General features: G+C 65.5%; 2 protein-coding genes. Both read right to left on the minus strand.

Features of this window, described 5'->3' with window-relative positions; translation table 11 throughout:
* The coding region (gene murF, locus EN964_RS34025; RefSeq protein WP_127277404.1) for a UDP-N-acetylmuramoyl-tripeptide--D-alanyl-D-alanine ligase at window positions 1–1,063 on the minus strand (1,063 nt) is incomplete at its 3' end.
* A partial coding sequence (locus tag EN964_RS34030; RefSeq protein WP_281059594.1) for a glutamate ligase domain-containing protein occupies window positions 1,060–1,587 on the minus strand: 528 nt, incomplete at its 5' end. The genes murF and EN964_RS34030, both read right to left, overlap by 4 nt.

Raw genomic sequence — 1,587 nt, forward strand, 5'->3', positions numbered from 1 at the left:
GTGCTGCGCCATCCCGGTGGCTCGACTTCGAGCCACCTGGGTGGCTCGAAGTCGAGCCACCGGGATGGCGCAGCACATGGCGCTTGCCGCGCCCGCGTTCGGCAGAGAGATCGGCCAGTGCTGAAGCCACCTTGTCGAGATCGGCGCCGACCAGATGCGCAGCACCCAGCACCGCCAGCACGTTCTGCACCATATGGCGGCCGGGCGCGCCGATCCGCGCCGCCACTTCGTGGCCGCCGATCCTGGCGATGATGTCGGAATGATCCGCATGCAGTTCGCATTTGGTGAGCTTGAAGGTAGAGCGCGCATTCTCGCCGAAGCCGTAGACGTGCTCGACACCGGCGGCATGGGCCATCTTGTCGAGCAGCTTGAAGCGCGCATCGTCGCGGTTGAGGATGGCGGCCCCCTCGGGCTCCAGCCCTTCGAAAATCTCGGCCTTGGCCTTGGCAATCTCGTCGAGATTGCGGAAAAAGCCGAGATGCGCCGCCGCGATCATGGTGACGATGGCGACATGCGGCCTCACCATTTTTACCAGCGGCCGGATTTCGTCGGGATGGTTCATGCCGATCTCGAATACGGCATAGTCGCAATCATCAGGCATGCGCGCCAAGGTCAGCGGCACGCCCCAGTGATTGTTGAAGGACTGCGCCGAGGCGTGCACCTTGCCGACGGCTTGCAGCACATGGCGCAGCGCTTCCTTGGTCGTGGTCTTGCCGGCCGAACCGGTCACAGCGATGATTTTCGCGCTCGAGCGGGCGCGCGACGCAATTCCAAGCTTTTCCAGTGCGACCAGCACGTCCTCGACGACGATGATCGGCGCCGTCAGCCGGCCGAGCGACGGCAGCTTGCCTTCGGCCACCACCAGCACGCCGGCGCCGGCCTTGATGGCGGCGGTGGCGAAGTCATGGCCGTCCATCGCCTCGCCCTTGATGGCGAAGAAGGCGTCGCCCGGCTGCAGGCTGCGGCTGTCGATCGAAATGCCGGAAATGCCTTCCGGCATCGGCCCCAACGGCCGCCCGTCCATGGCGGCAACCAGCGCCTCGCAGGTCCACAGCAAGCTCATGCGGCACGCTCCGTAAGTGCCGCGCGAACTTCCTCGTGATCGGAGAAATGCAAGGTCTCGGAGCCGATCGTCTGGCCTTCCTCGTGCCCCTTGCCGGCCACGATCAGCGTGTCGCCGGCATGCAGCATGGCAACCGCCTCGTGGATCGCCTGGCGCCGGTCGCCGATCTCGATGGCACCGGGGGCGGCGGCCAAAATAGCGGCGCGGATCGTTTTCGGCACTTCGGAGCGCGGATTGTCGTCGGTGACGATGACGACATCTGCAAGCCGCGTTGCAATCTCGCCCATGATCGGTCGCTTGCCGCGGTCGCGGTCGCCGCCGCAGCCGAACACGACGATGACGCGGCCGGTGGTGAATGGGCGCACCGAGGACAGCACGTTTTCCAGCGCGTCGGGCTTGTGGGCATAATCGACATAGACCGGCGCGCCATTGCCGGTGGTGCCGACGAGGTCGAGCCGGCCCGGGGCGCCCTTCAATTTCTCCAACGCCAACAATGCCTTGGCTACAGGTGTTCCCGTGGAAAT

The sequence above is a fragment of the Mesorhizobium sp. M7A.F.Ca.CA.001.10.2.1 genome, assembly GCF_003998575.1.
Lineage (GTDB): Bacteria > Pseudomonadota > Alphaproteobacteria > Rhizobiales > Rhizobiaceae > Mesorhizobium.